We start from the raw sequence: 22,969 nt of genomic DNA, 5'->3' as shown, positions 1-22,969 counted from the left end.
CGAGTGGGCCGGGTGTCCGGCCTGCGCCCCCTGGCCGGGGGCGCAAGCCGGGTTATTCCGGCTGGTGTTCCGGGCCTCCGAAGTCCGGGCTGGTGTAGTCCGGGCTGGTGAAGCTCGGGCGGGGGGCGGGTGCGGCGCCGTCGTCGGTGCTGAAGCCGGGGCGGTCGTAACCGAGACGCGGCATCCGGCCCGCCGGGCCCGACGGGGCGGTGCGGCGCAGTCCGGCCGTGCCGGAGTCGGCGGCCAGCGCTTCCCGCAGGAAGGGCAGGACGCCCCGCTCCAGCACAGCGTCCCGCCAGGCCTCCCGGGCCTTGGCCACCTCCCCGCCGGGTTCGCCGTAGGCTCCGGCCTCCAGCGAGGGGCTGTTGCGCAGTGCGGTGAGCAGCAGTCCCGCGCCGGCCATGAGGATGGCGGCCGCGGTCACGACGCCGAACACCCAGCCCGCGGTGAGCATGGTCTGGGCGAACGCCGGGGCCGGGTCCAGCATCTTCAGGACGTATCCGACGAGGAGGAAGATCGCGGCGGCGGTGCCGGCGAGCACCGGCGCCAGGACCAGAGCGAGGGCGAAGCCTCCCGCTCCAGTGGTCTCGGCGGCCTCGCCGAGGGTGGTGGCGAGCCCCATCGCGCCGCCGGCGCCCGGCTCTGCGGAGCCGGAGTCCTGGACGGCGGCCGGGGTGGACCGCGCCGGATTGCGCAGTTCCTCGCGGACCTTCACGTAGTGCTGGTACTCGGTCGCCGCGGCCGCCGTGATCAGTGCGGTGGCGTTGAGCGCCATGGTGCGCAGCTGTTCGGTGTTCAGGTGCCGGCCTATGCCGGCCAGTTCGGGACGGTACGGGGCGGAGCGCAGCGCCTCGTCGAGGATCCGCTCGTATTCCTGGCGGTCCTCGCTGTGCAGGTGCTGCGGAACGCTGTTCATGTGCATCCCCCGATGCTCCGTAGGGCTGGTGGCTCGCACGCCGGCGAGCCGTCGGGCAGAAACGGAGGGGAGCCTGCTACGGATAAACCGATGGTAGAGCCGTTACGGCACGCGGTGACAGGGGGTTGCCGGAAATTGGGGGTGGCCCGTGTGTGACAGCGCGGGGATGAAACCGCCCGGACAACGCTCAGTTGTTCAGCGGGAGTTGCCTCACCAGCAGCTTTCCGGCCATGGTCACGCCGCCGTCCATGGCGATGGCGAGCCCGTCCGCGTAGACGTGCGGCCCTTCCACAACCGGGCCGGTGCCCTCTTCGCCCTCCTCGGAGCCGACTTCGCCCAGCAGATAGGGAATAGGGCTGTGTCCGTGAACGATGCGGGTACCGCCGTACGTATCGAGAAGGGAACGGACGGCGTCTGCACCCCCCTCGTCGCGGAAGGAGAAGCGCTTGGTGAACTTGCGGAAGAGGTCCCACACCTCGTCCGCGTCATTACGCGTGATGGTCTCGCGGACCGTGTCGTTGACCGCCTCGATCGAGTCGCCGTAGTCGAGGTAGGCGGTGGTGTCGGAGTGGACCAGCAGGTAGCCGTCGACCTCCTCGACGGCGTCCAGGCGGGCCATCCACTGCAGGTGGTGGTCCTGGAGCCGGTCCATGTCGGTCTTCTGGCCGCCGTTGAGCAGCCAGGCGGCCTGGAAGGTCGCGGTGCCCGCGCCGGAGTTGACGGGGGTGTCGCCGAACCGCTTGGCGCCGAGCAGCAGCAGCTCGTGGTTGCCCATCAGGGCCTTGCAGTAGCCGCCGGCCGCGGCCGCCTCGGCGGACAGCCGCATCACCAGGTCGATGACGCCGATGCCGTCCGGACCCCGGTCGGTGAAGTCGCCGAGGAACCAGAGCCGGGCGACGCCCGCGCACCAGTGCCCGTCCGCGTCGATCAGGCCCTGTTCGCGCAGCGCGGTGACCAGCTCGTCGATGTAGCCGTGCACGTCACCGACGACGTACAGCGGGCCGGGACCGTCCGCGGGCTGCGCCGCCGGGACGGCGGCGGGTTCGACGGGCACCTGGAGCGTGTCGCCGCGGTTGATGACGGGCAGGTCGCGCTCGGTGGGCGTGTACCCGTCCGGATACCCCTCGGGGTACATGTCGTCGAGGGGTGGGGCGACGTCGCCGGGGTGGGTGCTGGAAGCGTACGGACCGGTCTCGTTGACGTATCCGGGCACCCGGAAGTCGCGCAACGTCGCCGTCCGCTCCGTCTCGGGTCCCTGACCGGCCCCCTGAGTCATCAGACCCCTCCACCATCGCGCCGCATCTGCACCGCTTCGGACTGCCTGGTCGCAGCGGCCCGCGGTGTCGTGGGCCCATCATAGGAATGCCCGTCGCGCCGTGTGATGACCCAGGGGTGGTGAATCCGGGCAGGACTCCGGTTCAGGGTGGCTTTCGCCCCGGTTGGGCAGGGCTTCGACCACCCGTCGCTCGGCTGCCGGCCGCCGTCCGGCGCCGTCCGGCAGCCGCGCCGCCCCGTGCTCCACGCGTCCGTGCTACTCCTCCTCCGGCGCCCTCGGCGGGCTGACCGTGGTGCGCTGCGCGCGTCGCTGGGAGGAGGTACGCACGATCAGTTCGGTCGGTATCACCTGTTCGACCGGCTGGTCCGACTCGACTCCCTCGATCGCGTCGATGAGCAGTTGGACCACCGCCGTGCCGATGCGGCGCGGCTTCAGGGAGAGTGTGGTGATGGGCGGCTCGGTGTTGGCGTACACGGTCGACTCGCTGCAGCACACCAGGAGCAGGTCGTCGGGGACGCGCAGTCCGTAGCGGCGGGCGGCGGCGAGCAGGTCGGTGCCGTTGGGGTCGAACAGGCCGTAGACGGCGTCGGGACGGTCCGGGCGGGCCAGCAGCCGGTCGGCGGCGACGGCGCCCGCGCACGGGTCGTGGGCCGGGTAGGCCTCGTAGACCGGGTCCTGGCCGACGCGCTCGCACCAGCGCAGGTAGGCGGTGGTCGACAGGTGGGTGTACGTGTCCGTGGTGGTGCCCGTGAGCAGCCCGATCCGGCGGGCGCCGGCGTCGGCGAGATGGTCGAGGATGCCGAGTACGGCGGCCTCGTGGTCGTTGTCCACCCAGGCGGTGACCGGGAGCTCGCCGGCCGGGCGGCCGTCGGAGACCACCGGCAGGCCCTGCCGGACCAGTTCGCTGACCACCGGGTCCTGGTCGGAGGGGTCGATGACGACCGTGCCGTCCAGGGCCACGTTCGACCACACGTCGTGCCGTGAGGTGGCGGGCAGGATGACGAGGGCGTAGCCGCGGGCGAGCGCGGCCGAGGTGGCGGCCCGCGCCATCTCGGCGAAGTACGCGAACTCGGTGAAGGTGAAAGGTTCATCCCCGTACGTCGTCACCGTCAGGCCGATGAGTCCCGACTTGCCGGTACGGAGGGTGCGGGCGGCGGCCGAGGGGCGGTACCCCAGCCGGTCGGCGACCTCTCTGACATGGCGGCGGGTGGCGTCCGGGAGCCGCCCCTTGCCGTTCAGGGCGTCGGAGACGGTCGTGATGGAGACTCCGGCGGCGGCGGCCACGTCTCTGATGCCCGCCCGGCCCGGCCGGCTGCCTCGCCGAGAGGTTTCCGCGCGGCTCACCTGGTGCTTCCCTGCTGCTGTCATGGCGAGCCGATAGTAGGGCTCATGCGGTGGGGTAGTGCGGACGCATATGCACGCGTTGACAGGCACGTTTCTGCAAGGTCAATGTGGGTCAACTGCCTTAGAAAGAAAGTCAGTTGAACGATCCAATGGTAGGACGTGACTTGTCGGCACGCATGGGCCTGCCAAGTGCCCGATGTTTCGAAGAGGTCTCAACTCACCTGCACGGGTGATGCGCGCTACGGCGCGAGCCACCGGCGCGTAGATATATGTAGGGCGCGCCCCCGATAAATGCGCCTTCGTGCGGTGATGCCCGTGATGCCGGTGGTACGGATGAGGCTCGCCCTCCCGGCTCCGCGCCGGCCTGCCGACGGTCCGCCGCCGGTCCGGCCCGGTTCCTCGCGCCGTCTTCCCCTGTACGCGGTGGCGCCGAATCCTCATAAGGTGAGCAGTATTGGATGCCGGCGGCGTGGACGGTCCGCCGGTGGTCGCGAGGAGGACTGCGGTGAGCGAGACGAGCCCCAAGCTGCGCGCCGAGCTGGCGGGGATCCCCACCTACAAGCCGGGCAAGCCCGCGGCGGCCGGCGGCCCGGTCGCGTACAAGCTCTCCTCCAACGAGAACCCGTATCCCCCGCTGCCCGGCGTGATGGAGTCCGTCATCGCCGCCGCCTCCTCCTTCAACCGCTACCCCGACCTGGCGTGCACCGGGCTGGTGAACGAGCTCGCGGACCGCTTCGGCGTGCCGCTCGGGCACCTGGCCACCGGTACCGGGTCGGTCGGTGTGGCCCAGCAGCTGGTGCAGGCCACCAGTGGGCCCGGCGACGAGGTGATCTACGCGTGGCGGTCCTTCGAGGCCTATCCGATCATCACGCAGATCAGTGGTGCCCGGTCGGTCCAGGTGCCGCTCACCCCCGGCGATGTGCACGACCTGGACGCCATGGCGGACGCCGTCACCGACCGCACCCGCCTGATCTTCGTCTGCAACCCCAACAACCCGACCGGCACCGTCGTGAGGCGGGCCGAGCTGGAGCGGTTCCTGGACCGGGTGCCGAGCGACGTGCTGGTGGTCCTGGACGAGGCCTACCGCGAGTTCATCCGCGATCCCGAGGTCCCCGACGGCGTCGCGATCTACCGTGAGCGGCCGAACGTCTGTGTGCTGCGGACCTTCTCCAAGGCGTACGGCCTCGCCGGGCTGCGCGTCGGCTTCGCGATCGCGCACGAGCCGGTGGCCGCGGCGCTGCGCAAGACGGCGGTCCCCTTCGGCGTGAGCCAGCTCGCCCAGGAGGCGGCGATCGCCTCGCTGCGGGCCGAGGACGAGCTGCTGGGCCGGGTCGGCTCGCTGGTGTGCGAGCGGCTGCGCGTGGTCGAGGCGCTGCGCGGCCAGGGCTGGGCGGTGCCCGAGACCCAGGCAAACTTCGTCTGGCTGCGGCTGGGGGAGCGTACGACCGCCTTCGCGCAGCTCTGCGAGGAGCACGGCGTGGTCGTGCGGCCGTTCCCGGGCGAGGGTGTGCGGGTGACGGTCGGCGAGACCGAGGCGAACGACATCTTCCTGAAGGTGACGGAGGCGTTCCGCAAGGAGCTGTAGCCTCCGCGGGCCGCGCGGAGGTTGCCGCGGCCGAAGGGTGTCAGGTGTGCGGGGTCGCACGGCCGGGATGAGGGCCGAGCGGCCCCGTTCGCGTGTTCGGGAGGGGGCCGGACGGCTCAAGCGCGACCCCCCTTCGATGTTCGAGAGTGAGTGCGCCATAATGGCTTGTGAATGTGAATGCATTCACAAGCGCGTCCCGTTTGTTCCGTGATGTACGTGACAAAGGGGGCACATGCCGCTGTACCACGGCGACGTAAGGAGACTGACGACGTGTACCTGGCTTTGGCGCCGGAGACACTGGCGCGCTGGCAGTTCGGCATCACCACCGTCTACCACTTCCTCTTCGTCCCGCTGACGATCTCGCTGGCCGCCCTCACGGCCGGCCTGCAGACCGCCTGGGTGCGCACGGAGAAGGAGAAGTACCTCAGGGCGACGAAGTTCTGGGGCAAGCTCTTCCTGATCAACATCGCGATGGGCGTGGTCACCGGCATCGTGCAGGAGTTCCAGTTCGGCATGAACTGGTCCGACTACTCGCGGTTCGTCGGCGACATCTTCGGCGCCCCGCTCGCCTTCGAGGCGCTGATCGCCTTCTTCTTCGAGTCCACCTTCATCGGGCTGTGGATCTTCGGCTGGGACAAGCTGCCCAAGAAGATCCATCTGGCCTGTATATGGATGGTCTCCATCGGCACGATCCTGTCGGCGTACTTCATCCTCGCCGCCAACTCGTGGATGCAGCACCCCGTCGGCTACAAGATCGACAAGGCGAAGGGGCGGGCGGAACTCACCGACTTCTGGGCCGTTCTCACCCAGAACGCCGCGCTGGCCCAGGCCTTCCACACCCTGTCCGCGTCCTTCCTGACCGGTGGGGCGTTCATGGTCGGCATCGCCGCCTTCCACCTGTTCCGCAAGAAGCACATCACCGTGATGAAGACCTCGCTGCGGCTCGGCCTGGTCACCGTCGTCATCGCCGGCATGCTCACCGCCATCAGCGGCGACACTCTCGGCAAGGTCATGTTCAAGCAGCAGCCGATGAAGATGGCCGCCGCCGAGGCGCTGTGGGACGGTCAGAAGCCGGCACCCTTCTCGATCTTCGCCTACGGCGACGTCAGCAAGGGCCACAACACCGTCGAACTGTCCGTCCCCGGCCTGCTCTCTTTCCTCGCCGACGACAACTTCAACTCGTACGTCCCCGGTATCAACGACACCAACAAGGCCGAGCAGCAGAAGTACGGCGCCGGCGACTACCGGCCCATCATCCCCGTCACCTTCTGGGCGTTCCGCTGGATGATCGGCTTCGGCATGGCGTCCTTCGCCATCGGCCTCGCGGGACTCTGGCTGACCCGCAAGAAGTTCATGCTGCCGCAGCACCTGCGGGTCGGTGAGGACGAGGTGCCGAACCTGGTTCTCTTCAGGAACAAGGCGCTCAGCCCCAAGTTCGGCAGGCTGTACTGGCTGGTGGCGATATGGACCCTGGGCTTCCCGCTGATAGCCAACTCCTGGGGCTGGATCTTCACCGAGATGGGCCGCCAGCCCTGGGTCGTCTACGGCGTCCTGCAGACCCGCGACGCGGTCTCCCCCGGTGTCTCCCAGACCGAGATCCTCATCTCGTTGATCACCTTCACCGCGCTCTACGCCGTCCTCGCCGTCGTCGAGGTCAAGCTGCTCGTGAAGTACGTGAAGGCCGGCCCGCCCGAGCTCACCGAGGACGATCTCAACCCGCCCACGAAGATCGGCGGCGAGGCCCGTGACGCCGACAAGCCGATGGCCTTCTCGTACTAGGCCGAGGGAGACGCAGTCATGGAACTTCACGACGTCTGGTTCGTCCTGATCGCCGTCCTGTGGACCGGCTACTTCTTCCTGGAGGGATTCGACTTCGGGGTCGGCATCCTCACCAAGCTGCTCGCCCGGGACCGCCTGGAGAAGCGGGTGCTGATCAACACGATCGGCCCGGTCTGGGACGGCAACGAGGTGTGGCTGCTCACCGCGGGCGGCGCGACCTTCGCCGCCTTCCCCGAGTGGTACGCCACGCTCTTCTCGGGCTTCTACCTGCCGCTGCTGGTCATCCTGGTCTGTCTGATCGTCCGGGGTGTCGCCTTCGAGTACCGGGCCAAGCGGCCCGAGGAGAACTGGCAGCGCAACTGGGAGACCGCGATCTTCTGGACCTCGCTGATCCCGGCGTTCCTGTGGGGCGTGGCCTTCGGGAACATCGCGCACGGTGTCAAGATCGACCGGAACTTCGAGTACGTCGGCACCGTCTGGGACCTGCTCAACCCGTACGCCCTGCTCGGCGGGCTCGTGACGCTGACCCTGTTCACCTTCCACGGCTCGGTGTTCGCCGCGCTCAAGACGGTCGGCGACATCCGGGTACGGGCGCGGAAGCTGGCCACCAAGGTCGGTGTCCTCACCGCGGCGCTGGCGCTGGCCTTCCTGCTGTGGACCCAGGTCGACAGCGGTGACGGCAAGAGCCTGGTGGCGCTCATCGTGGCGGTCGCCGCGCTGGTGGCCGCCCTCGGGGCCAATCTGCGGGGCCGCGAGGGATGGGCGTTCGCCCTGTCCGGCGTGACCATCGTGGCCGCCGTGGCGATGCTCTTCCTGTCGCTCTTCCCGAACGTCATGCCGTCGTCGCTCAACGGGGACTGGAGCCTCACGGTCACCAATGCCTCGTCGAGTCCGTACACCCTGAAGATCATGACGTGGCTCGCGGCGATCGCCACGCCGCTCGTCCTGCTCTACCAGGGGTGGACCTACTGGGTGTTCCGCAAGCGGATCGGTACGCAGCACATCGCGACCGAAGCCGCGCACTGAGTCCGAGGAGAGGGCGTTTCACGTGAAACGCCCTCTCCGGGCCGAAGGGCATGTTTCACGTGAAACCAATCGATCCCCGTCTGCTGCGTTATGCCCGTGCCACCCGCCTCTTCCTGGTGGCCGTCGTCGGCCTCGGTGCCGTCGGTGCCGGGCTGGTCATCGCCCAGGCCATGCTCATCGCCGACGTGGTGGTGGGGGCCTTCCAGCACGGTCACTCCGTCTCCGAACTCCGCACCCCTCTGCTGTTGTTGGTGGCCGTGGCCGTCGGCCGGGCGCTGGTCTCCTGGCTCACCGAACTCGCCGCTCACCGGGCGAGCGCGGCGGTCAAGTCCGAGCTGCGCGGCCGGCTCCTCGACCGTGCGGTGGAGCTCGGCCCCGGCTGGCTGAGCGGACAGCGGACCGGATCGCTGGTCACGCTCGCCACGCGCGGGGTCGACGCCCTCGACGACTACTTCTCGCGCTACCTGCCGCAGTTGGGACTGGCGGTGGTCGTACCGGTCGCAGTGCTGGCGCGGGTCGTCACCGAGGACTGGGTCTCCGCGGCGATCATCGTCGGGACCCTGCCGCTGATCCCGCTCTTCATGGTCCTGATCGGCTGGGCCACCCAGTCCCGGACGGACCGTCAATGGCGGCTGCTGTCACGGCTCTCCGGCCACTTCCTGGACGTGGTCGCCGGCCTGCCCACGCTGAAGGTGTTCGGCCGGGCCAAGGCGCAGGCCGAGTCCATCCGGCGGATCACCGGTGAGTACCGGCAGGCGACCATGCGGACGCTGCGGATCGCGTTCCTCTCCTCGTTCGCGCTGGAACTGCTCGCCACGCTGTCGGTGGCGCTGGTCGCCGTGACCATCGGCATGCGGCTCGTCCACGGCGACATGGACCTGTACGTCGGGCTGGTCGTCCTGGTGCTGGCGCCCGAGGCGTATCTGCCGTTGCGGCAGGTGGGAGCCCAGTTCCACGCGGCGGCGGAAGGACTGGCGGCCGCGGAGGAGATCTTCGCGGTGCTTGAGACGCCGGTGCCGGCATCGGGGACGGGCGCGGTGCCTTCCGATGCGGCCCTGGCCTTCGAGGGCGTGACGGTCCGCTACCCGGGGCGGTCGGCGGACGCGGTGACGGATGTGTCGTTCACGGTCGAACCCGGGGAGACCGTCGCGCTGGTCGGCCCGAGCGGTGTGGGCAAGTCGACGCTGCTCAACGTCCTGCTGGGGTTCGTACGGCCCGCGCAGGGGCGGGTACGGATCGGGGACGTCGATCTCGCGGACGTCGACGTGGCGGAGTGGCGGTCGCGGATCGCGTGGGTGCCGCAGCGACCGCATCTGTACGCCGGGACGATCGCCGAGAACGTACGGCTCGCGCGTCCCGACGCGGACGACGACGCCGTCCGGGGGGCGCTGCGGGACGCCGGGGCGCTGGAGTTCGTGGAGGCGCTGCCGGAGGGGGCGCGGACGGTACTCGGGGAGGACGGGTCCGGTCTGTCTGCGGGGCAGCGGCAGCGGCTGGCGCTGGCGCGGGCGTTTCTGGCCGACCGGCCTGTGCTGTTGCTGGATGAGCCGACGGCCGCGTTGGACGGGGCGACCGAGGGGGAGGTCGTGGCGGCGGTACGGCGGCTCTCCGAGGGGCGGACCGTGTTGCTGGTGGTGCACCGGCCGGCGCTGCTGTCGGCGGCGGACCGGGTCGTGCGGCTCTCCGGCGGCGAGGTCCCCAGGGGGCTCCGCCCCCTGGACCCCCAGAACCTTCGCCCACCCACCACCCGACTCGGTCAGTTTGAGGGTGAGGTCGCGGGCCGGGTCGGTGGGTCGGCGGGCGGGGGTGTGGGGCATCTCGGTCAGGTGGAAGGTGAGGGTGCGGGGCGGGACCGTGGGCTGAGTGGTCCTCGGGCGGGCGGTGCTGCGGAGCCGGTGGTTGTGGGGCGGTGGGGTGTTCTGGGGCGGGTTCGTGCCGCGTCCGGGGGGCGGCGGGGGCGGTTGCTGCTCGCGCTTGTGCTGGGGGCGCTGGCGCTCGGCAGTGCCGTCGGGCTGATGGCGACCTCCGGGTGGCTGATCTCGCGGGCTTCGCAGCAGCCGCCGGTGCTGTACCTGATGGTCGCCGTGACGGCCACGCGGGCCTTCGGGATCGGGCGGGCCGTGTTCCGGTACGGCGAGCGGCTGGTGTCGCACGACGCCGTGCTGCGGATGCTGGCCGACACACGTGTCGCCGTGTACCGGCGGCTGGAGCGGCTCGCGCCGGCCGGGCTGCGGACGACCAGGCGGGGCGATCTGCTCAGCCGGCTGGTCGCCGACGTGGACACCCTTCAGGACTACTGGCTGCGGTGGCTGCTTCCGGTCGGGGCCGCGGTGGCGGTGTCCGCCGGGGCCGTGGGCTTCACGGCCTGGCTGCTGCCCGAGGCCGGGGCCGCGCTCGCGGTGGGGCTGCTGGCGGCCGGTGCGGGCGTTCCGCTGGTGACCTCGACCGTGGCCAGGCGCGCCGAGCACCGGCTGGCACCGGCCCGCGGGCTGCTCGCCACCCGGGTGACCGACCTGCTCACCGGCACCGCCGAACTGACCGTCGCCGGCGCGCTGCCGGCCCGCACCGACGAGGCCCGGCGGGCCGACGGCACGCTCACCCGGATCGCCTCGCGAGGGGCCACGGCCACCGCGCTCGGCGACGGGCTGACCGCGTTGCTGACCGGCCTGACCGTCGCGGCCGCCGCGCTCTTGGGCGCCCAGGGGGTCGCAGACGGCCGGCTGAGCGGCGTGGCGATGGCGGTCGTCGTGCTCACTCCGCTGGCCGCCTTCGAGGCGGTACTCGGGCTGCCGGCGGCCGTGCGGCACCGGCAGCGGGTACGCAGGAGCGCCGAGCGCATCTACGAGGTGCTGGACGCGCCCGAGCCCGTGCGGGAACCGGAGCGGCCGCGCCAAGCGCCCGCCGCGCCCTTCCCCGTCGTGCTGAAGGGCCTGAGGGCCCGGTACCCGGGGCAGCGGCGGGACGCCCTCGACGGGCTCGACCTCACCCTGCACGAGGGGCGCAGGGTCGCCGTCGTCGGTGCCTCCGGCGCCGGCAAGTCGACCCTCGCGCAGGTCCTGCTGCGGTTCCTGGACCCGGAGGCGGGCTCCTACACGCTGGCCGGCGTGGACGCGTACGGCATGGACAGCGACGACGTGCGGCGGCTCGTCGGGCTGTGCGCCCAGGACGCGCACCTCTTCGACAGTTCCGTGCGCGAGAACCTGCTGCTCGCCCGGAAGGACGCCACCGAGGAGGACCTGCGGGACGCGCTGGGCCGGGCCCGGCTGCTCGACTGGGTGGACGGGCTGCCCGACGGACTGGACACCCTGGTGGGCGAGCACGGAGCACGGCTGTCCGGCGGCCAGCGGCAGCGGCTGGCCCTCGCCCGGGCGCTGCTCGCCGACTTCCCGTTGCTCGTGCTGGACGAGCCGGCCGAGCATCTCGACCTGCCCACGGCGGACGCCCTCACCGCGGACCTGCTGGCCGCGACCGAGGGCCGTACGACACTGCTCGTCACGCACCGGCTGGCGGGCCTGGAGGCCGTGGACGAGGTGGTCGTCCTCGACGCGGGCCGGGTGGTGCAGCGCGGCAGCCATGCGGAGCTGGCCGCCGCGGCCGGACCGCTGCGGGACATGGTCGAACGGGAGGCGGCGGCGGACGCTCTGGTGGGAGTGCGGTAGACCGGCGCGGCGGCAGGTCTCAGGCGCGGGCGGCCAGCAACTGCTCGATCACCACGGCCACCCCGTCCTCGTTGTTGGCGTCCGTCCGTCCGGAGGCGGCGGCGACGGCGGCGGGGTGGGCGTTGCCCATGGCGTACGACCGGCCGGCCCAGGTCAGCATCTCGACGTCGTTGGGCATGTCCCCGAAGGCCACGACCTCCTCGCGCGAGATGCCGCGCTCGGCACACTCCAGGGCGAGCGTGCTGGCCTTGGAGACGCCCGGACCGCTGATCTCCAGCAGGGCGCTGGGGCTGGACCGGGTGACGGTGGCGCGTTCGCCGACGGCGAGGCGGGCGAGGGTGAGGAAGGCGTCGGGGTCGAGATCGGGGTGGTAGGCGAGGATCTTGAGGACGGGTTCGCCGGCGCTCGGACCGTCCGTCGCGAGGATCTCCTCGGCGGCGAGCAGGTGGTCCGGTATCTCCAGGTGCATCTTGGGATAGGCCGGCTCCTGGTGGAAGCCGTACGTCTGCTCGATCGCGTACACGGTGCCGGGCGCTGCCTCGCGCAGCAGTCGTACCGCGTCCAGCGCGTTCTCCCGGGCCAGGTCGCGCACCTTCACGAAGCGGTGGGCGCCGGGGCCGCCGTGCAGGTCGACCACGGCCGCGCCGTTGCCGCAGATCGCCAGGCCGTGGCCGTGGACGTGGTCGCTGACTACGTCCATCCAGCGGGCCGGGCGGCCGGTGACGAAGAAGACCTCGATCCCCGCCTCCTCGGCGGCGGCCAGTGCGGCGACCGTCCTCGGGGAGACCGACTTGTCGTCGCGCAGCAGGGTGCCGTCGAGATCGGTGGCGATCAGCCGGGGCGGGGTCGCGAAGGCAGGGGTCTCGGGCTGTCGGGTCGCTGAGGTCACCGCGCCATTCTCGCGCATATGCCCGCACGGCCGTGCGGGCGGGCGCACAGATGAGACACAGATGACTCCGAGTGTCCCCGGCGGCGTCCCGGCCTTGCCGGAGCGGGCTCAGCCGAGCTGGGCCGGGGCCTCCATGGCGATCTGCTCGAAGACCTTCTGGTCGGCCGCGAAGTCCGAGTCGGGGATGGGCCAGTGGATCACCAGCTCGGTGAAGCCCAGCTCCTGGTGGCGGCCGGCGAAGTCCACGAAGGCGTCCAGGGACTCCAGGGGGCGGCCGCGGTCCGGGGTGAACCCGGTGAGCAGGATCTTGTCCAGTTCCGCCGTGTCCCGGCCGATCGCCGCGCAGGCCTCGCCGAGCTTCCCCAGCTGACCGCGGAGCGCCTCGGCCGACTGCTCGGGCGTGCCGTGCTCGTACAGCTTCGGGTCGCCTGTGGTCACCCACGCCTGGCCGTGCCGTGCGGCCAGCTTCAGTCCGCGCGGGCCGGTGGCCGCGACCGCGAAGGGCAGCCGGGGCCGCTGCACACAGCCCGGGATGTTGCGCGCCTCGTGGGCCGAGTAGAACTCACCCTCGTAGGTCACCGAGTCCTCGGTGAGAAGCCGGTCGAGGAGCGGCACGAACTCGGCGAACCGGTCGGCGCGCTCGCGCGGGGTCCACGACTCCTGGCCCAGCGCGGTGGCGTCGAAGCCGTTGCCGCCCGCGCCGATGCCGAGGGTGACGCGGCCGCCGGAGATGTCGTCGAGGGAGATCAGCTCCTTGGCGAGGGGCACCGGATGCCGGAAGTTCGGCGAGGTGACGAGGGTGCCGAGGCGCAGTCGGTCGGTGACGGACGCGGCGGCGGTCAGCGTCGGGATCGCCCCGAACCACGGGCCGTCCCGGAAGCTGCGCCAGGACAGGTGGTCGTACGTGTAGGCGGTGTGGAAGCCCAGCTCCTCGGCCCGCGTCCAGGCGGCGGCGCCGCCCTCGCTCCAGCGGCGGTACGGGAGGATCACGGTGCTCAGACGCAGACTCATGGGTCCGAGACTAAAGGGACCCGCAGGCACGGCCGAAACGGTCACCGTATGCGGCTGCTCAGCCACGGCGTGAGCAGGTACGCGGCCAGCTGCTCCCGGTACGTGCGGTCGCCGGGCAGCGGTACGACCAGCGAGGCCATGGGCGGGAAGCGACGGCCCCGGACATGGGCCAGGTCGCCGAAGACGGAGTGCAGGAAGGCGGGCACGTCGTCGCGCGGTACGTCGTGGAAGTCCACGCCCTCGACGGTGATCCGCGCGTCGCCCTCCGGGAAGAGCCGCACGCTCACCCGGGGCACCCCGCCGAACTCGGCGTACGCCTCGTGCGGCAGCGAACCGTCCGGGTCGGTGGTGACCCCGAAGCCCGCCGCGCTGCGCCGCGAGGTCTGGTCGGCGCCGATGTCGTGCGTGACCTCGATCTCGCGTCCGTACTCGGTCGCGATCGTGTGGAGCGCGGCGACGGCCGCCTCGGTGGTCGGAAGGTGCTCGCCGTGCTCCCGGCGCCCGGAATGGTCCATACCACTCATGATGCCGGGGTCAGTGCGGTTCGGGGAAGCGCAGGTAGCGCGGCGGCACCGCACGCGTCAGCCACACCCCGTTCGCGCTGATGTGGAAGACGTGTCCGTCCCGGTGCATCGCCGCCGCGTCCACCGACAGCACGACCGGGCGGCCGCGTCGGGCACCGACCCGCGTCGCGGTCTCCCGGTCCGCCGACAGGTGCACGTCGTGCCTGTTCATGGGTGCGAGGCCCGCCCTCCGGATCGCCTCCAGGTTCCGTGCGACGGTGCCGTGGTAGAGGTACGGCGGCGGGGTCGCAGGGGGCAGTCCGAGGTCGACGTCGATGCTGTGGCCCTGGCTGGCGCGGATCCGGGTGCCCTCGACGGCGAACCGCTGCTTGTCGTTGGCGGCGACGACGTGGTCCAGTTCCTCGCGGCTGACCGGGAACCCGTGCGCCGCTGCCGCCGCGAGCAGGGTGTCGATCTCCACCCAACCCGCCTCGTCCAGGCTGAGGCCGATGCGTTCGGGCTGGTGGCGCAGGTGTTTCGAGAGGTACTTCGACACCTTCACGGTGCGCCGCTCGTCCGGTGTTCCTTCGTTGTGTCTCGCGTTCATGCCATCAGGGTGCCGGGCGAGACGCGCGTCACGCAGATATTTTTCGCCGCAGGTTTGATCCACAACCAAGTGCGGTTATCCACAAGGAAATTGGCCGAGTTGTGGACAACTACTGGGCATTTCGCGGTGTTTCGTCAAGATCGTTAACCAGGACGTGATCTGAGGCGAGGGCGTCCAAGTGTCGCGCCCCGACCTCGCGTTCGGCCGCGAGGGCGATGAACTCGGCGATGCGATCCGGGCCAACGAGGCGCCGCACGGCCTGAATCGTCTCGGCGGGGAGGGACACGGGGCGGGTCTCGTCCGGAGCCTTCGGCTGTTCGCCCGCGCCGAGCCTGCGACGCACCTCACGGGTCGCGAACAGGCGCATGGCACGCGCCAGTTCGGCGTCCACCGTCTGCCGGGCCAGCGGGCGCAGGCGCCGTACCAGCGAGGCCGCCTCGGCCGCGTCGGCGTCGGTGCGGCGGTCGGGGTCGTCGAGGTAGCGGGCGAAGACGTGCTCGGTGGTGAACTCCAGGAAACGGGCGGCTATGTGCTCGACCTGGAGTCTCAACTCCCGCAGGTGCTCGGAGATCGCGGAGAGCGGGACACCGGCCGCGTACAACTCGGCCGCCACGGCGAGTTCCTGGGGGCTCGGGACGAGGAAGGAGCCTGGGTCGTCGGCGACCGGCTCCAGTACGCCCAGTGCCACGGCCTCGGCCACGGCCGTGTCGTCGGGGGTGCCGCCGAAGCGGGCGTCCAGGTCGGCGCGGGTCAGGCGCACCGGTTCCTCGTCGGTCCAGGGTCCTTCGGCCTCGGTGACGAGCCCGAGGACGCCGGCCAGGCCGCGGCCGGTGTCCCAGGCGTCGAACAACTCCTTGATGGAGGCGAGGGTGTAGCCGCGGGAGAGGAGGTCGGCGATCTGGAGGAGGCGGGTGAGGTGGACGTCGGAGTAGAGGTTGGCGCGGCCCTGGCGTTCGGGGCGGGGGAGGAGACCCTTGTCCTGGTAGGCGCGGATGGTACGGACGGTGGTGCGGGAGAGGTGGGCGAGGTCCTCGATGCGGTGGGTGGGGTTGGCCGGCGGGTCGGTCATGTGGGGTTCCTTGGCTGGTGAGCGGGGGCCGGGGCCGGGCGGGGGCGGGGTTGCTTGCCGGCGCTTGCAGGGTGCCTCCCCCAGCCTTCGGCCGGGGAGACCCCAGTACCCACCCGTGCCGCCCTGCGGCACGCCTGCCCGCAACCAGGGAGGACACGGTGGGGGAGCGCCCCTCTTCGGGGGCGCGAGGAACTGCGCGACCAGCCCCCGCCGGACCGCAGTTGGGCCACGACTCTCTACAACTTCGGCTCCACCCTTGCGATCCGCCGCAACACTCCCGGCGCCACCCGCGACAGCACCCGCGCCCCCCGCGCCTCCGGCGTCACCGGTACCACCGCGCGATTGTGTTCCACCGCCTCCAGGATCGCCGAAGCGACCTTCTCCGGAGGGTAGTTGCGCATCCCGTACAGCCGGGCGGAGCGCTTCTGCCTGTGGCGCTGCTCCTCCTCGTCGACCCCGGTGAAGCGGGCCGTCGAGGTGATGTTGGTGTTGATGAGGCCCGGGCAGATCGCCGTCACCCCGATGCTCCGGGGGGCGAGTTCGGCGCGCAGGCACTCGGAGAGCATCAGGACCGCCGCCTTGGAGGTGCTGTAGGCCGGCAGCGTCCGGGAGGGCAGGTAGGCCGCCGCCGACGCGACGTTCACGATGTGGCCGCCCTGGGCGCGGTCCGCCATCCGGGCCCCGAAGAGGCGGCAACCGTGGATCACGCCCCAGAGGTTGACGTCCAGGACCTGCCGCCAGTCCTCCGTCGTCGTCGTGAAGAAGGAGCCGGACAGGCCGATGCCCGCGTTGTTGACCAGCACGTCCAGGACGCCGTACTCGCGGTGGACCTTCTCCGCGAGCTTCTCCATGGCCTGCTCGTCGGAGACGTCGGCCGTCTCCGCCCACGCGTCCGCGGCGCCGACCAGCCGGGACAGCTCGGCGGTGCGGGCCGCGGCCTCCGCGTCCCGGTCCACCGCCACCACCCGCGCGCCCGCCTCCGCGAACGCGAACGCCGTGGCCCGCCCGATGCCGCTGCCCGCGCCGGTGACCAGCACCAGCTGGCCGCCGAACCGCTGGGCATGGCGGTCGGCGGGCTTCGGCTCCGGCCCCGGGCCGTCCTCCACCGACCTCACGAACTCCTCGATCCAGGCCGCCACCTGGTCCGGCCGGGTGCGCGGGATCCAGTGTCTGTCGGGCAGGGTGCGGCGGGTGAGCCGGGGCACCCAGCGCCCCAGGTCGTCGTAGAGCCGCTCGGAGAGGAACGCGTCGCCGAGGGGCGTGATGAGCTGCACGGGGGCGTGCGCGTACGCGTCCTCACGCGGGCGGCGCAGCCGGGACCGCACGTTGTCGCGGTACAGCCAGGCGCCGTGTGCCGCGTCGGAGGGCAGGGAGGACGTGGGGTAGTCACCCGGCGGGAGGTTCTCCGCCCGCCGCAGGATCCCCGGCCAGGCCTTGCCGAGGGGGCCGCGCCAGGCCAGTTCGGGCAGGGCGGGGGTGTGCAGCAGGTACACGTACCAGGACTTGGCGCCCTGGCCGAGGAGCTGGCCCACCCGGCGAGGGGTCGGGCGCCGCACGCGTGCGGCGATCCAGTGCCCGAAGTGGTCCAGGGACGGCCCGGACAGCGACGTGAAGGAGGCGATACGGCCCTCCGTGCGCCCCACCGTGGCGAACTCCCAGGACTGCACCGAGCCCCAGTCGTGGCCGACGAGGTGCACCGGTCGGTCGGGGCTGACCGCGTCGATCACCGCCAGGAAGTCGTCCGTGAGCTTGGCGAGGGTGAAGCCGCCGCGCAGTGGCTCGGGGGCGGTGGAGCGGCCGTGGCCGCGGACGTCGTACAGGACGACGTGGAAGCGCTCCGCGAGGCGGGCCGCGACCGCGGACCAGACCTCCTTGCTGTCCGGGTAGCCGTGGACCAGGACGACCGTCGGGTCCGCCGGGTCGCCCAGCTCCGCCACGCACAGGTCGACGCCACCGGTACGCACCCGGCGCTCGCGCGCGCCTTCGATCCCGTTCACTTGTCCTCCGCCCAGCGCCGCACGTGCGGCAGATCGTCGTCCAGCCAGAAGGCGCCCTGCTCGGGGTCCCGGGAGTCGGTGACCACGAGGATCTCCTCGAACTTGGCGCCCGTGCCGCGGAAGCCGAGGTGCGGTTCGACCGCCCACAGGCCCGGCTGCGGCGGGTGGTCCGAGAAGCGGTACGGCGACCACAGGGGCGACCAGCCCTCGCGGTGGCCGTGCAGCGCGTCGGCCGCGAGGCCCTTCAGGGACTGGGTGCCGAACCCGAAGAGGTGCGGTGCCCAGCGGCGCTGCTTCACCCGGTCCACCTTGTGGGCGATCACGCCGAAGGGGTACGCGCGATGCCGGTTGGCGTAGCCCTGGCGGACCATGAGGCGGTCCACGTCCTCGTAGATGTCGCGCAGCGGGCGCCGCTCGCGCACCTCGCGCAGGATCAGCTCCCGGTGCGCCTCCAGGTCGGCCATCAGCCGGTCCTGCACGGGGTTGGGCCCGAGGGCGCCCGAGTAGCCGATGTCGGCCGTGCAACCCTCGTACACCGGGGCCAGGTCCAGGATGAACGGCATGCCGGGCGCCAGCCGGCGGTCGGTCGGGAAGAACTGCAGCGGGACGCGGAAGTCCGTGAACGCCGTGCGGTCGCCGAACCAGGCGAAGGGGAGGTGGAACCAGTCCCGCACGCCCCGGGCACGCAGCCACTCGCGCTGCATCCGGGCCGCCTCACGCTCGGTGATCCCCGGCTCCAGCGCGGCCGCGACCGCCTCGGCGCACTCGTAGGCGAGCCGTTGCACCCGCCGGAAACCCTCGAGCTCCGTGGCGCGTTCTTCCTTCGATGCCACTGCCGTCGCCATCCGTTCCGTCCCGTCCCCGTCTCCGTCGACTGCGGTACGTGCCCGTAACTTGACACTGGTGAATGTGACAGTTGTTAGAGGCGACGTCAATAGGCCGTGGCGAGGCCTGTGGACAACTCTGCGTAGCCCTCAGGCAGGGGATCCCCTAGGGCCCCGTAATACTCGAGAGTGACGTGAAGACGGCTCCAAGGTCTGACGACCCCAGTGGCGCGGGTCACTACCTTCTATGACGTGACTGTGATCGCGACCGAAAGCCTGAGCAAGCGGTTCCCCCGGGTGACCGCGCTCGACCGGCTGTCCGTGGACATCGGACCCGGTGTGACCGGGCTCGTCGGAGCCAACGGCGCCGGCAAGTCCACCCTGATCAAGATCCTGCTGGGTCTGTCCCCCGCGACCGAGGGCCGCGCCGAAGTGCTCGGCCTCGACGTCGCGACCAAGGGCGCCGCCATCCGCGAGCGCGTGGGCTACATGCCGGAGCACGACTGCCTGCCCCCCGACGTCTCGGCCACCGAGTTCGTCGTGCACATGGCCCGCATGTCCGGCCTGCCGCCCGCCGCCGCCCGCGAGCGCACCGCCGACACCCTGCGCCATGTCGGGCTCTACGAGGAGCGGTACCGCCCGATCGGCGGCTACTCCACCGGCATGAAGCAGCGCGTGAAGCTCGCCCAGGCCCTGGTGCACGACCCGCAGCTGGTCTTCCTCGACGAGCCGACGAACGGCCTCGACCCGGTCGGCCGCGACGAGATGCTCGGCCTGATCCGCCGCATCCACACCGACTTCGGCATCTCGGTCCTGGTCACCTCGCACCTGCTCGGCGAACTGGAACGCACCTGCGACCACGTGGTCGTCGTCGACGGCGGCAAGCTGCTGCGCTCCAGCTCCACCACCGACTTCACGCAGTCCACGACCACGCTCGCCATCGAGGTCACCGACAGCGACGAGCACCCGGACGGCACCCGCGCGGTCCGCGACGCGCTCCACGCGCGCGGGGTGGAGACGAACGCCGAGGGCGGCGGCCTCCCCGGCGCCGGCCACATCCTGCTGCTCACCGCCCAGGGCGAGGAGACCTATGACCTGGTCCGCGACGTCGTCGCCGACCTCGGTCTCGGCCTGGTGCGCATGGAACAGCGCCGGCACCACATCTCCGAGGTCTTCACCAGCGACGACGAGCAGCGGAAGGAGGCGACCGTCCATGGCGGTTGACCAGCCCATCGCGGGACCGGGTGACCAGTCCCGCATCCACGACATCGGCTACCGCGGCTACGACGGCCCGCGCCTCGGCCGCGGGTACGCCCGTCTGTCCCTGTACTCGCAGACCCTGCGCGGCTCCTACGGCCTCGGCCGCTCGGTGAAGTCCAAGGTGCTGCCGATGCTGCTGTTCGCGGTGATCTGCGTGCCGGCGGCCATCATGGTCGCGGTCGCCGTCGCCACCAAGGCGCACGACCTGCCGGTCACCTACACGCGGTACGCGATCATCATGCAGGCCGTCATCAGCCTGTACGTCGCCTCGCAGGCCCCCCAGGCCGTCTCCCGCGACCTGCGCTTCAAGACCATCCCGCTGTACTTCTCGCGGCCCATCGAGACCGCCGACTACGTCCAGGCCAAGTTCGCGGCCCTCGCGTCCGCGATGTTCATCCTGACCGGCGCCCCGCTGGTCGTCCTGTACGTGGGCGCCCTGCTCGCCAAGATGGACTTCGGGCACCAGACCAAGGGGTTCGGCCAGGGACTCCTCTCGGTGGCGCTGCTCTCCCTCCTCCTCGCGGGCATCGGCCTGGTCATCGCGTCGGTCACGCCGCGCCGCGGCTTCGGCATCGCCGCCGTGATCGCCGTACTGACCATCTCCTACGGCGCGGTCTCCACCCTCCAGGCCATCGCCGACGCCCAGGGCAGCACCGGTGCCATCCCGTGGATCGGCCTGTTCTCGCCGGTGACCCTGATCGGAGGCCTGAGCACCGCCCTGCTCGGCGGCACCAACACCTTCCCGGGCGGCGACGGACCCTCCCATGCCCAGGGCGTGGTGTACCTGCTCGTCGTCCTCGGCCTGATCGCCGCCTGCTACGGCCTTCTGCTGCGCCGCTACAAGAAGGTGGGACTGTGACCACGCTCTCCATCGACCACGTCTCCCGCTGGTTCGGCAACGTGGTCGCCGTCAACGACATCACCATGACCATCGGCCCCGGCGTCACCGGCCTCCTCGGCCCCAACGGCGCCGGCAAGTCCACCCTCATCAACATGATGGGCGGCTTCCTCGCCCCCTCCACCGGCACGGTCACCCTCGACGGGCAGCCGACCTGGCGCAACGAGGCCATCTACAAGCACATCGGCATCGTCCCCGAGCGCGAGGCGATGTACGACTTCCTCACCGGCCGCGAATTCGTCGTCGCCAACGCCGAGTTGCACGGCCTCGGCGCCAAAGCCGCGCAGAAGGCCCTCGCCACGGTCGAGATGGAGTACGCGCAGGACCGCAGGATCTCGACGTACTCCAAGGGCATGCGCCAGCGCGTGAAGATGGCGTCCGCCCTGGTCCACGACCCGTCGCTGCTCCTCCTCGACGAGCCCTTCAACGGCATGGACCCGCGCCAGCGCATGCAGCTCATGGAACTGCTGCGGCGGATGGGCGACGAGGGCCGTACGGTCCTGTTCTCCTCCCACATCCTCGAAGAGGTCGAGCAACTCGCCTGGCACATCGAGGTCGTGGTCGCGGGACGGCACGCGGCCAGCGGCGACTTCCGCAAGATCCGCCGGCTGATGACCGACCGCCCGCACCGCTACCTGGTCCGCTCCAGCGACGACCGCGCCCTCGCGGCCGCCCTCATCGCCGACCCCTCCACCTCGGGCATCGAGGTCGACCTCACCGAGGGCGCGCTGCGCATCCAGGCCGTCGACTTCGGCCGCTTCACCGCCCTGCTGCCCAAGGTCGCCCGCGACCACGGCATCCGGCTGCTCACGGTCTCGCCGTCCGACGAGTCCCTCGAATCCGTGTTCTCGTATCTGGTCGCGGCGTAGGAGGCCGAAGATGTACGACCCCACAGTCGCCAGGCTCACCTACCGGGCCCTGCTCGGCCGCCGCAGGGCGCTCATCCTGGGCGCGCTGCCCCTGCTGCTGATCGCGATCTCCGTCGTCGTCCGCGGCCTCGCCGGCGCCGACGACCAGACGGCCGCCGACCTGCTCGGCGGTCTCGGGCTCGCCACCATGGTGCCGATCATCGGCGTCATCGCGGGCACGGGCGCGATCGGCCCGGAGATCGACGACGGCTCGGTGGTGTACCTGCTGTCCAAGCCGATCAGACGACCCACCATCATCTTCACCAAGCTGATCGTGGCGATCGCCGTGACGATGGTCTTCTCGGCCCTGCCGACCCTGATCGCGGGCTTCATCCTCAACGGCAACGGCCAGCAGATCGCCGTCGCCTACACGGTTGCCGCGCTGGTCGCCTCCATCGCCTACGCCGCGCTCTTCCTGCTGCTCGGTACGGTGTCGCGGCACGCGGTGGTCTTCGGGCTCGTCTACGCGCTGGTCTGGGAGGCCCTGTTCGGCTCCCTGGTGCCCGGAGCGCGGACGTTGAGCGTCCAGCAGTGGTCCCTGGCGGTCGCCCACAAGGTGACCGGGGGCGACCTGGTCACGTCCGACGTCTCGCTGACGACGGGCACGGTGCTGCTGGTCGTGGTGACCGTCCTGGCCACCTGGTACGCCGGCCAGAAGCTGCGCTCGCTGACGCTGGCGGGCGAGGAGTAGACGGCCCGCTTACTGACGGGGGCTTGACCCCCGTCCGGCCACACTGGGTCAGAGGGGATGCACTGCGTAGGAGGCGCGGGGATGGCTGACGACTGGAACGACCTCGTACTGGACGAGGAGTTCATACGGTCCGCGGAGACGTCGGAGCCGTCCGCGCGGGCGCGGATGCTGGCCGCGCGGTGGCGCGCGGAGAAGCCGGAGCCGCAGCCGTGGCGGTCGGACGAGGCGCCGGCAGGGTGGTTCTTCAGCAAGGCCCGGCGCAAGTGGTGGCGCCGTTGAGGTTGTGGGGTGGCTGCGGGCCGGTGGGGGCTGGTTACGCGGTTCCTCCCCCAGCCTTCGGCCGGGGGAACCCCAGCGCCCCTGAAGGGGCGCGCGCAGTGGGCGCCTCTGAATAATCAGTGGCGTCCAACTCGGCCCGAAGGCACAGTTGTTGTGTCACCCCACCAGCTGGGAGAGGAGCCGGACGATGTCCATGCACGACAGTACGTCTCGCTCCCGTCAGGGCAGCCGTCGGCGGGTCGCCGTGTAGCTGCCCGGGGCGGCCGCTTCGAGCACGCGATGTCGCTCTCGCGTGGGCCGCCCACCCGGAGGATTGGCCGAGTGGTAAGGCACCGGCTTGCTAAGCCGCGGTCGGGCCCGAAAAGCCCGCGCACGTTCGATCCGTGCATCCTCCGCAACCTTCAGGACGCCCTGGCTGCAGCGCCCCAAGAGGCGCTGGGGGTCCCCC

19 protein-coding genes and 1 tRNA gene are annotated in these 22,969 nt (G+C 71.2%); 10 read left to right on the top strand and 10 right to left on the bottom strand.

Features of this window, described 5'->3' with window-relative positions; all coding sequences use genetic code 11:
• Window positions 1-52: 52 nt before the first annotated feature.
• The 3 genes from AB0472_RS05870 to AB0472_RS05860 form a co-directional block, all read right to left on the bottom strand.
• Window positions 53-922 carry a hypothetical protein gene (locus AB0472_RS05870; protein WP_366353737.1) on the bottom strand — a complete coding sequence of 290 codons (870 nt, stop codon included), beginning with the start codon at window positions 920-922 and terminating at the stop codon, window positions 53-55.
• A gap of 181 nt (window positions 923-1,103) precedes the next feature.
• Window positions 1,104-2,192 (bottom strand): metallophosphoesterase, encoded by a 1,089-nt coding sequence (locus AB0472_RS05865; RefSeq protein WP_366353735.1) that lies wholly within the window; start codon window positions 2,190-2,192, stop codon window positions 1,104-1,106.
• Between the two features lie 255 nt (window positions 2,193-2,447).
• On the bottom strand, window positions 2,448-3,560 hold the full coding sequence (locus tag AB0472_RS05860) for a LacI family DNA-binding transcriptional regulator (protein ID WP_366353733.1): 1,113 nt from the start codon (window positions 3,558-3,560) through the stop codon (window positions 2,448-2,450).
• 481 nt (window positions 3,561-4,041) lie between these two features.
• Between AB0472_RS05860 and hisC the strand changes: the two genes are divergently transcribed.
• The 4 genes from hisC (at window position 4,042) to cydD (ending at window position 11,585) form a co-directional block, all read left to right on the top strand.
• Window positions 4,042-5,121: a histidinol-phosphate transaminase gene (hisC, locus tag AB0472_RS05855; protein ID WP_366353731.1), complete on the top strand. Its 1,080-nt coding sequence runs from the start codon at window positions 4,042-4,044 to the stop codon at window positions 5,119-5,121.
• Between the two features lie 270 nt (window positions 5,122-5,391).
• On the top strand, window positions 5,392-6,900 hold the full coding sequence (locus AB0472_RS05850; protein WP_366353729.1) for a cytochrome ubiquinol oxidase subunit I: 1,509 nt from the start codon (window positions 5,392-5,394) through the stop codon (window positions 6,898-6,900).
• An 18-nt stretch (window positions 6,901-6,918) separates the two neighbouring features.
• Window positions 6,919-7,926 (top strand): cytochrome d ubiquinol oxidase subunit II, encoded by a 1,008-nt coding sequence (gene cydB, locus AB0472_RS05845; protein ID WP_366353727.1) that lies wholly within the window; start codon window positions 6,919-6,921, stop codon window positions 7,924-7,926.
• Window positions 7,927-7,985: 59 nt separating this feature from the next.
• A complete protein-coding gene (gene cydD, locus AB0472_RS05840) occupies window positions 7,986-11,585 on the top strand; it encodes a thiol reductant ABC exporter subunit CydD (RefSeq protein WP_366353725.1) in 3,600 nt (1,199 codons plus the stop codon).
• 19 nt (window positions 11,586-11,604) lie between these two features.
• Here the strand turns inward: cydD and AB0472_RS05835 are convergent, their stop codons facing one another.
• The 7 genes from AB0472_RS05835 to AB0472_RS05805 form a co-directional block, all read right to left on the bottom strand.
• Entirely contained in the window at window positions 11,605-12,492 is an 888-nt protein-coding gene (locus AB0472_RS05835; RefSeq protein WP_366353724.1) for a Cof-type HAD-IIB family hydrolase, read from the bottom strand.
• 90 nt (window positions 12,493-12,582) lie between these two features.
• Entirely contained in the window at window positions 12,583-13,485 is a 903-nt protein-coding gene (locus tag AB0472_RS05830) for an LLM class flavin-dependent oxidoreductase (RefSeq protein ID WP_366353722.1), read from the bottom strand.
• A 41-nt stretch (window positions 13,486-13,526) separates the two neighbouring features.
• Complete coding sequence (locus AB0472_RS05825) at window positions 13,527-14,000, bottom strand: hypothetical protein (protein ID WP_366353721.1); 474 nt, start codon at window positions 13,998-14,000, stop codon at window positions 13,527-13,529.
• A 19-nt stretch (window positions 14,001-14,019) separates the two neighbouring features.
• Complete coding sequence (locus AB0472_RS05820; protein WP_366353720.1) at window positions 14,020-14,595, bottom strand: RNA 2'-phosphotransferase; 576 nt, start codon at window positions 14,593-14,595, stop codon at window positions 14,020-14,022.
• A gap of 109 nt (window positions 14,596-14,704) precedes the next feature.
• Window positions 14,705-15,664, bottom strand: coding sequence for a MerR family transcriptional regulator (locus AB0472_RS05815; RefSeq protein ID WP_366353718.1), 960 nt, complete (start codon window positions 15,662-15,664; stop codon window positions 14,705-14,707).
• Between the two features lie 236 nt (window positions 15,665-15,900).
• Window positions 15,901-17,661 carry an SDR family oxidoreductase gene (locus AB0472_RS05810; RefSeq protein WP_366353717.1) on the bottom strand — a complete coding sequence of 587 codons (1,761 nt, stop codon included), beginning with the start codon at window positions 17,659-17,661 and terminating at the stop codon, window positions 15,901-15,903.
• Window positions 17,658-18,506 (bottom strand): M24 family metallopeptidase, encoded by an 849-nt coding sequence (locus AB0472_RS05805; RefSeq protein ID WP_366353715.1) that lies wholly within the window; start codon window positions 18,504-18,506, stop codon window positions 17,658-17,660. The genes AB0472_RS05810 and AB0472_RS05805 overlap by 4 nt, the downstream gene beginning before the upstream one ends.
• Window positions 18,507-18,743: 237 nt before the next feature.
• Here AB0472_RS05805 and AB0472_RS05800 point away from each other — a divergent pair, with 237 nt between their 5' ends.
• The 6 genes from AB0472_RS05800 to AB0472_RS05775 all read left to right on the top strand — a co-directional run bounded on the left by AB0472_RS05800 (window position 18,744) and on the right by AB0472_RS05775 (window position 22,916).
• Complete coding sequence (locus tag AB0472_RS05800) at window positions 18,744-19,709, top strand: ABC transporter ATP-binding protein (RefSeq protein WP_366354059.1); 966 nt, start codon at window positions 18,744-18,746, stop codon at window positions 19,707-19,709.
• Complete coding sequence (locus tag AB0472_RS05795; RefSeq protein ID WP_366353713.1) at window positions 19,699-20,604, top strand: ABC transporter permease subunit; 906 nt, start codon at window positions 19,699-19,701, stop codon at window positions 20,602-20,604. The genes AB0472_RS05800 and AB0472_RS05795 overlap by 11 nt, the downstream gene beginning before the upstream one ends.
• The gene (locus tag AB0472_RS05790) at window positions 20,601-21,512 is read left to right on the top strand and encodes an ABC transporter ATP-binding protein (protein ID WP_366353711.1); all 912 of its coding nucleotides are present in this window, start codon (window positions 20,601-20,603) and stop codon (window positions 21,510-21,512) included. The genes AB0472_RS05795 and AB0472_RS05790 overlap by 4 nt, the downstream gene beginning before the upstream one ends.
• Window positions 21,513-21,522: 10 nt before the next feature.
• On the top strand, window positions 21,523-22,242 hold the full coding sequence (locus tag AB0472_RS05785) for an ABC transporter permease subunit (protein ID WP_366353709.1): 720 nt from the start codon (window positions 21,523-21,525) through the stop codon (window positions 22,240-22,242).
• Window positions 22,243-22,323: 81 nt separating this feature from the next.
• On the top strand, window positions 22,324-22,521 hold the full coding sequence (locus tag AB0472_RS05780; RefSeq protein WP_366353707.1) for a hypothetical protein: 198 nt from the start codon (window positions 22,324-22,326) through the stop codon (window positions 22,519-22,521).
• A 307-nt stretch (window positions 22,522-22,828) separates the two neighbouring features.
• A tRNA-Ser gene (locus AB0472_RS05775) sits at window positions 22,829-22,916 on the top strand.
• Window positions 22,917-22,969 lie beyond the last annotated feature (53 nt).

Source organism: Streptomyces sp. NPDC086777 (assembly GCF_040702065.1).
Taxonomy (GTDB): Bacteria; Actinomycetota; Actinomycetes; order Streptomycetales; family Streptomycetaceae; genus Streptomyces.
Note: the sequence above shows the minus strand (reverse complement) of the source record. Positions and strands in the feature narration are given on the sequence as shown.

Excerpts from the sequence above, each read along its gene's own strand:
- AB0472_RS05820 (WP_366353720.1), bottom strand. The coding sequence starts at position 14,595 with ATGAACGCGAGACACAACGAAGGAACACCGGACGAGCGGCGCACCGTG.
- AB0472_RS05780 (WP_366353707.1), top strand. The coding sequence starts at position 22,324 with ATGGCTGACGACTGGAACGACCTCGTACTGGACGAGGAGTTCATACGG.
- AB0472_RS05815 (WP_366353718.1), bottom strand. The coding sequence starts at position 15,664 with ATGACCGACCCGCCGGCCAACCCCACCCACCGCATCGAGGACCTCGCC.
- AB0472_RS05795 (WP_366353713.1), top strand. The coding sequence starts at position 19,699 with ATGGCGGTTGACCAGCCCATCGCGGGACCGGGTGACCAGTCCCGCATC.
- AB0472_RS05805 (WP_366353715.1), bottom strand. The coding sequence starts at position 18,506 with ATGGCGACGGCAGTGGCATCGAAGGAAGAACGCGCCACGGAGCTCGAG.
- cydB (WP_366353727.1), top strand. The coding sequence starts at position 6,919 with ATGGAACTTCACGACGTCTGGTTCGTCCTGATCGCCGTCCTGTGGACC.
- AB0472_RS05870 (WP_366353737.1), bottom strand. The coding sequence starts at position 922 with ATGCACATGAACAGCGTTCCGCAGCACCTGCACAGCGAGGACCGCCAG.
- AB0472_RS05865 (WP_366353735.1), bottom strand. The coding sequence starts at position 2,192 with ATGACTCAGGGGGCCGGTCAGGGACCCGAGACGGAGCGGACGGCGACG.
- AB0472_RS05860 (WP_366353733.1), bottom strand. The coding sequence starts at position 3,560 with ATGACAGCAGCAGGGAAGCACCAGGTGAGCCGCGCGGAAACCTCTCGG.
- AB0472_RS05830 (WP_366353722.1), bottom strand. The coding sequence starts at position 13,485 with ATGAGTCTGCGTCTGAGCACCGTGATCCTCCCGTACCGCCGCTGGAGC.
- AB0472_RS05825 (WP_366353721.1), bottom strand. The coding sequence starts at position 14,000 with ATGGACCATTCCGGGCGCCGGGAGCACGGCGAGCACCTTCCGACCACC.
- AB0472_RS05835 (WP_366353724.1), bottom strand. The coding sequence starts at position 12,492 with ATGCGCGAGAATGGCGCGGTGACCTCAGCGACCCGACAGCCCGAGACC.
- AB0472_RS05785 (WP_366353709.1), top strand. The coding sequence starts at position 21,523 with ATGTACGACCCCACAGTCGCCAGGCTCACCTACCGGGCCCTGCTCGGC.